Origin of the sequence: Nocardia carnea, from assembly GCF_029868325.1 — a bacterium.
In the GTDB taxonomy this organism is placed as follows: Bacteria; Actinomycetota; Actinomycetes; order Mycobacteriales; family Mycobacteriaceae; genus Nocardia; species Nocardia carnea_C.
Map to the genome: position 1 here is coordinate 1 of NZ_JARWNW010000075.1, position 6,247 is coordinate 6,247.

6 protein-coding genes are annotated in these 6,247 nt (G+C 69.4%); 2 read left to right on the forward strand and 4 right to left on the reverse strand.

Annotated elements, in window-relative coordinates; translation table 11 throughout:
• Nucleotides 1–294 precede the first annotated feature (294 nt).
• Genes QH196_RS04305 through QH196_RS04315 form a run of 3 tightly spaced genes read right to left on the reverse strand, consistent with a single transcriptional unit; the run spans nucleotide 295 to nucleotide 3,872 of the window.
• On the reverse strand, nucleotides 295–1,164 hold the full coding sequence (locus QH196_RS04305) for a sugar phosphate isomerase/epimerase family protein (RefSeq protein ID WP_280414430.1): 870 nt from the start codon (nucleotides 1,162–1,164) through the stop codon (nucleotides 295–297).
• Nucleotides 1,165–1,176: 12 nt separating this feature from the next.
• Nucleotides 1,177–2,847, reverse strand: a complete 1,671-nt coding sequence (locus tag QH196_RS04310) for a hypothetical protein (protein ID WP_280414431.1) — start codon at nucleotides 2,845–2,847, stop codon at nucleotides 1,177–1,179.
• Nucleotides 2,844–3,872, reverse strand: a complete 1,029-nt coding sequence (locus QH196_RS04315) for a Ppx/GppA phosphatase family protein (protein WP_280414432.1) — start codon at nucleotides 3,870–3,872, stop codon at nucleotides 2,844–2,846. The genes QH196_RS04310 and QH196_RS04315 overlap by 4 nt, the downstream gene beginning before the upstream one ends.
• A 134-nt stretch (nucleotides 3,873–4,006) precedes the next feature.
• Between QH196_RS04315 and QH196_RS04320 the strand changes: the two genes are divergently transcribed.
• Both QH196_RS04320 and QH196_RS04325 read left to right on the forward strand, forming a co-directional pair.
• Complete coding sequence (locus QH196_RS04320; RefSeq protein WP_432279431.1) at nucleotides 4,007–4,861, forward strand: hypothetical protein; 855 nt, start codon at nucleotides 4,007–4,009, stop codon at nucleotides 4,859–4,861.
• Between the two features lie 282 nt (nucleotides 4,862–5,143).
• On the forward strand, nucleotides 5,144–5,461 hold the full coding sequence (locus QH196_RS04325) for a hypothetical protein (protein ID WP_280414433.1): 318 nt from the start codon (nucleotides 5,144–5,146) through the stop codon (nucleotides 5,459–5,461).
• Nucleotides 5,462–5,498: 37 nt separating this feature from the next.
• Here the strand turns inward: QH196_RS04325 and QH196_RS04330 are convergent, their stop codons facing one another.
• Complete coding sequence (locus QH196_RS04330) at nucleotides 5,499–6,185, reverse strand: response regulator transcription factor (protein WP_280414435.1); 687 nt, start codon at nucleotides 6,183–6,185, stop codon at nucleotides 5,499–5,501.
• Nucleotides 6,186–6,247: the final 62 nt, after the last annotated feature.

The window sequence follows — 6,247 nt, forward strand, 5'->3', positions numbered from 1 at the left end:
CCCGGGGGGGGGGGGGGGGGGCGCCCCCCCGCGCCGCCCCCCCCCCCCCCCCCCCCCCCCCCCCCCCCCCCCCCCCCCCCCCCCCCCCCCCCCCCCCCCCCGGCGGCCTCAACCCTTCGAGGGCCTCGCTGGACTCGGCGCCGCGGTGGTGCCGTTCCGAGGGAACAGCCTACGGGGGATTTCCAAGGGACCTGTGAGAGGTGTATGCCTTCCTGCCCGGGAAGCCGCGCGTTGTATGACTCGTCTCACGATGACAGAGCTCCGCGGGAGGCCGCCGGGCTTTCGGAGCGCGGATCAACACAGCTGTTCGCGGGCGAAGTCCAGGGTGCGGGTCAGCATGGCCGCGCGGGCCGCGGTGGTGCGTGCTTCCTGGGTGTTGATCTCGGCGACCACGTGCCCGGTGAAACCGTTGCCGACCAGTGCGGCGCAGACCTCCGCGCAGGGCTGCGTCCCCTCGCCGGGGATGAGGTGTTCGTCGTGGGCGGCGCCGCGGCCGTCGGCCAGGTGCAGGTGGACCAGGCCTTCACCCATACGTTCGGCCAGGTCCAGCGGGTCGGTGCCCGCGGTCGCGGTATGCGAGAGGTCCAGCGTGTAGTGCTGGAAACCGATCTCGGTGGGGTCGTAGCCGGGGCTGAACGCGGTCAGGGCCAGACCGGGGCCGCCGCGGCGTTCGAGGCGCCGGATATCGCCGGACCGGCGGCCGAACAACTTATCGGCACGCATCGGGAACATGTTCTCCACGGCGACGGCCACCGCGCTCTGCCGCTCCAGATCGGCCACCTGTTCGGCGAACCCCTCGGCATAGCGGCGCTGCCACCGGAACGGTGGATGCACGACCACGGTATCGGCGCCGAGAACTTCGGCGGTGCGCACACTGCGGGCGAGTTTGGCGACCGGGTCGGCACCCCATACCCGCTGCGAGATGAGCAGGCACGGCGCGTGCACCGCGAGGACCGGAACCGAGTACTTCCGTGAATAGCCGCGCACGATATCGATACTCTGGCTGGCCGGTTCGGCCCACACCATCAATTCGATGCCGTCGTAACCCAATTCGGCCGCATAACGGAAGGCGGCCTCGGTGTTCTGCGGATAGACAGAGGCAGTCGACAGACCGACCTTGATCCCCCCGTCCCGCGGCCGGGCCGCGGGAGTGTTGCCTGCCATCGTTGCCCTCGCTCAGCCCGTACTGAGTAGAAATGCCAACGGTCCCAATGTCACGAACACACCGACGACCACGGCGATCACGGTACTGAACATGTCGTCGGTGCGGCGCAGGATCCGTACCAGGGCCACGAGGCCGAGGATCACCACGACGGCCAGCGCGAGCGCTGCCAGTGGCTGCATCTCCCACAGCATTTCGAAACCCTTGAACATCAGCATCCCGGCCAGGGCCGCGCCGACACTCTGGACACCGAGCATGACCCATTGCTTGCGGGGATCCGCCGCTTCGGCATCGTCACCTTCCCGGCCACCGATGGCCAACCGCGCGCGGGCGGCGGCGAGTTTGCCACTCGCCGCACCGAATTTCGTGCTCGCAGTGCCCGGTTTACCGAAACGGGAGAGCCGGTTGCGCCCCTTGCGGGGTTCGTCGCCGGGCTCGTCCTCGGGAAGAGCGTAGAAATCGGAATCCGGATCGAAATCGCCGGTGTCGGTGCCCTGTTCCCTCGGCATGGGGCCGGGCACCGGCGGCATGGGGCCGTGCACATCCGTGACATACATATCGGTATTGCGGAAACCGTCGTCCGCCGCGAACTCCGGGGGCGGCGGGCCGGGCTCGGGGAAACCCGGTGCCGGGGCGCCGGGGCGCTCGTTGCGTTTCCCGCGGCGCCGGTCCACCTTCTCGGGCGGCGGGGCACCGAGAACCGGTGGGCCCGACGGTGCCCCCTGGTTCTGTTCGGCCAGCGACCACACCGCAGTCGCCTGGTCCGCATTCGCCGGATCGCCGGGTTGCCCCGGAGCGGGTTCCGGCCAGGGTGCCGGTTCGGGTAGTGGGCGCGCACCGCGGCGGCGGCGTTCGAGCTTGGGCCGCGGATCGTCGGCGGGTGCGGGTGCGGGCGCGGGCCAGGCTTCCGTGGCAGGCGCGGGCGCGGGCCAGGCCTCCGTAGCGGGTGATGGCGGACCCAGGCGTGGGGGACCGCTCTCCGGCGCCGGCCAGGGCGGACCCATATCGGGATGCCCGAACTCCGGCGGCGCGGTCGGTGCGGGCGCGGGGAACGGGTCGAAACCACCGGCGGCCGGAGGTAAGCCGTATCCCGCCGGGGCGTCCGCAGCAGGGGCCGGGGAATCCTCCACCGCTGCGGCCTCGGCGGCTTCCGCCGCCCGTCGGCGCGCCGCCCGGCCGCCGCTGGGCAGCGGTGGGCCGGTCTCCCAGGGCTGATTCGCCGCGGCCGGATCGGCGCCGGCCGGAGGCTCGTCGTCGTCCGGTTCGGCCCGCCGGCGCCGGCCGCGCCGCGGTGCGGCCTCGTCGGCCGGGTACGAACCCGGCTCCCCCAGGCGCGCGGGCGGTCCGTCGTCCGGGTGCGGGGCCAGCGGGTTGTACACCGTGATCGGCCCGGACATCGGCGACTGGCTCGGCTCTCCGCCCGAAACCTGTTCACCCGCATAGTCGTGCGGCGCGTACCCGTTACCGGCGGACGAATAGCCCGCAGGTGTTCCGGCCGGATCCTCGTCCTCGTCGGCGGCCGCGTGCGCGGTACCCCCGTCGACGACCGGAAGGTCACCGGTCAGCTCGGAAACCGAAACACCGCGGCCGCCGCGCCGTCTGCGTCCGCCGCCGCCGGAGCTCGGCTGCTGGCCGTTGCGGGCCAGGAGTTCGGCGACCGACAGTTGATTGGAGTTCCTGCTCATGAAGGCACCGTTTCGACCGGGCCCGCCGACGTACTGCCGCCGGGCGCCCAACCGTTAGCGGCCGCCGCGTTCGGAGCATTCGTTGTCAGTGGTCCACCATCCATATCGGTATCCAGTTTGCGCAGGATCAGCCCTTCGCGCAGCGCCCACGGACAAATTTCCAGCGTATCGAGGGAAAGTGCGCGCATGGCGGCCTCGGCTACGAGGGCCCCGGCTACCAATTGCTGCGAGCGATCGGCGCTGACCCCTTCCAGTTCCGCGCGGTCGGCGGCGGTCATCCGGGAGATGAATGCGATCAGTTGCCGCAGTCCCGAACTGGTCAGCGTCCGCCGTACCCGCGGCCCCGCACCCGAGGGGGCGGCACCGGTGAGCCGGGCCAGCGATCGGAAGGTTTTGGACGTGCCCACTGCCAGATCGGGCTTACCGGGCACCAGCAGCTGTTTGGCGGGATCGACCAGTTCGGCGGCGAGCCAGTCCCGCAGGATGCCGATTCGCCGCTTACTCGGCGGGTCCTCGGGCAGCCATTTGCGGGTCAACCGGCCGGCCCCCAGTTGCAGCGACAGCGCGACATCGGCTTCCTCGTCGACACCACTGCTCATCTCGAGCGAACCGCCACCGATATCGAGATTGAGAATCCGGCCTGCGCTCCAGCCGTACCAGCGGCGAACGGCCAGGAACGTCAGGCGCGCCTCGTCCACCCCGGCCAGCACCCGCAGATCCACGCCGGTCTCGGTGCGGATCCGCGTCAGTACCTCATCGGAATTCGTTGCCTCGCGGACCGCCGAGGTGGCGAACGCCATCAGTTCCGCGCAGCCCGAAGTGATCGCCAGATTGGCCAGATCGGCCACCGTATCGACGAGTTTCTGCGCCCCTTCGGCCGTGATCCGCCCGGCGTCGTCCATGCTCTCCGAGAGCCGCAGCGACTCCTTCGTCGAGCTCATCGGCATGGGATGACCACCCCTGTGCGCGTCCACCACCAGTAGGTGAACGGTGTTGCTGCCGACATCGAGGACACCTAGACGCACACGGACACGGTACTTGGTCAACCTGAACGGCAATCGTCCTGGTCGTGGTGTTAGCGTTAGGGGTTGTGACGTCTGGCGCAGCCACGAACGACTCGGTGCCCGCCCCCGCAGGGCACACCCCGACCGATCTTCCGATGCCGAAGATGCGGCCGAGCCGGGAAGTGCCGCTCGACTTCCCGCGAGAGTGGCTGGAGTTCGTGGATCCGGCCGACGAGCAACACCTGATCGCCGCCGATCTGACCTGGTTGCTCTCTCACTGGACTTGTGTTTTCGGCACGCCGGCCTGTCAGGGAATCCTCGCCGGACAACCCGACGCCGGCTGCTGCACACACGGCGCCTTCCTCTCCGACGACGACGATCGCAAACGACTGCGCAAAGCGGTGAAGATGCTGACCGCCGACGACTGGCAGCTGATGGACGAAGCCCGTAACGACAAGGGCAAGATCAGCCGCAAGTCCTATCTGGAAACCGATGAACTCGACGGCGAGTCCGCCGAACGGACCCGGCGCCACAACGATGCCTGCATCTTCCTCAACCGGCCGGATTTCCCGGGCGGGGCCGGATGCGCCCTGCACATCATGGCCGTACGCCGGGGCCTGGAACCGCATACCGTCAAACCCGACGTCTGCTGGCAGCTCCCGATCCGCCGGACCCAGGAATGGGTGACCCGGCCGGACGGTGTGGAGGTCCTGCGGACGGTCCTCACCGAATACGATCGGCGCGGCTGGGGGCCCGGGGGGATCGACCTCGACTGGTACTGCTCGGGCTCCCCCGACGCACATATCGGCGAGCGGCCGGTCTGGCAGGCCTACCGCGCCGAACTCATCGAATTGCTGGGCGAACCCGCCTACCGGGAGCTGGAGCGGCAGCTGCGCCGGCGCGAGGGCACCCCGATCATCGCGGAACACCCCGCGACCACCGAGGCCCGGGCGCGTCACAACGGTTTACCGCCCGCGCCCGATAAAATCCGGGGACTCGAGCTGCGATAACCCCCACCCATCGGAGGCCGCGCCATGAAAGCCGGGCGATTCGCTGCACTCCACACCAGGCCAGTTCACCACGATAGAAAGTCTCCGCCCTACCCAGGCGGGCACCAGCCGCATACGGTCGCGGGTAACGTCGTGAAACCGCGGCCTGCTCGCCGTACGACGGGAGATGGCCGCCCGGCACGACAGGTTCGTGCCGCACGGCGACCGGCGTGGCCCCCTGCGGCACCAGCTTCGGCCGACCGCAGGAAACACAGCGCGTCGGCTGCCTCGGTAACCCGCGCCTTGTTCGCTGTCGTCCTCGTCGCGGGCGGCCTGACCGCCGTCGCGGCCGGGGCATACGCACAACCGGCCGCGGACCCGCATCAGTTCTCCGACCACACCGCCGAATTCATTCCGCTGGGTGCCCCGAACGCGCTGGCCGCTCGCGATACGGGCAAACAGCTGGTACTCAGCCCGCACGGAACCCGGCGCAGTATCGTGTGCCGCGGCAACGGCACCACCGTGCCCCTCTACGACTGCAGCCAGGAGGACGGCCTGGGCTGGGCGCCACTCCACCGCAACGACACACCCGTGGGCGAGGTCTGGATCTACTTCCCCTGAGGGTTACCGCAGGACTGCCGGGGGCGGGCCCGCTCGCTCAGGCTTCGAGCTTGTACCCCAGGCCGCGCACGGTCACCAGATGTTCGGGCCGGGCCGGATCGGATTCGATCTTCGACCGCAGCCGTTTGACGTGCACATCGAGAGTCTTGGTATCGCCGACGTAGTCCGCACCCCACACCCGGTCGATCAGCTGGCCGCGGGTGAGGACCCGCCCGGAGTTGCGGAGCAGGTATTCGAGCAGATCGAATTCCTTCAGCGGCAGGGTTACCGGGTTGCCGTTCACCAGCACCGTATGCCGGTCCACATCCATCCGTACCGGACCGGCCTCCAGCACACCGTTCTCGCTACCGGCATCCAGTTCGTCACCGGCGCCGCGACGCAGCACCGCCCGGATGCGGGCGATCAGTTCGCGCGCCGAATACGGTTTCGTGACGTAGTCGTCGGCACCGAGTTCCAGCCCGACCACTTTGTCGATCTCGCTGTCACGCGCGGTGACCATGATCACCGGGACACCGCTGCGGGTGCGCAACTGTTTGCAGACATCGGTACCGCTCATCCCGGGCAGCATCAGGTCCAGCAGGACGATATCGGCGCCGGAACGGTCGAACTCGGCGAGCGCCGAAGGGCCGTCGCCGACCACCGTGACCACGAAACCTTCCATGCGCAGCAAGAAGGCGAGCGGCGGAACGATCACCGTCGTCGCCAGCGCCAGCAGTGGAGTCATGAGCATGCCGATCATGCCCATATCGTGATAGAGCGGCAACCAGCTGACGCCCACCCATACGG

Coding starts and splice junctions, on each gene's coding strand:
- QH196_RS04305 (WP_280414430.1), bottom strand. CDS start 1,164: ATGGCAGGCAACACTCCCGCGGCCCGGCCGCGGGACGGGGGGATCAAG.
- QH196_RS04310 (WP_280414431.1), bottom strand. CDS start 2,847: ATGAGCAGGAACTCCAATCAACTGTCGGTCGCCGAACTCCTGGCCCGC.
- QH196_RS04320 (WP_432279431.1), top strand. CDS start 4,007: ATGCCGAAGATGCGGCCGAGCCGGGAAGTGCCGCTCGACTTCCCGCGA.
- QH196_RS04330 (WP_280414435.1), bottom strand. CDS start 6,185: ATGACTCCACTGCTGGCGCTGGCGACGACGGTGATCGTTCCGCCGCTC.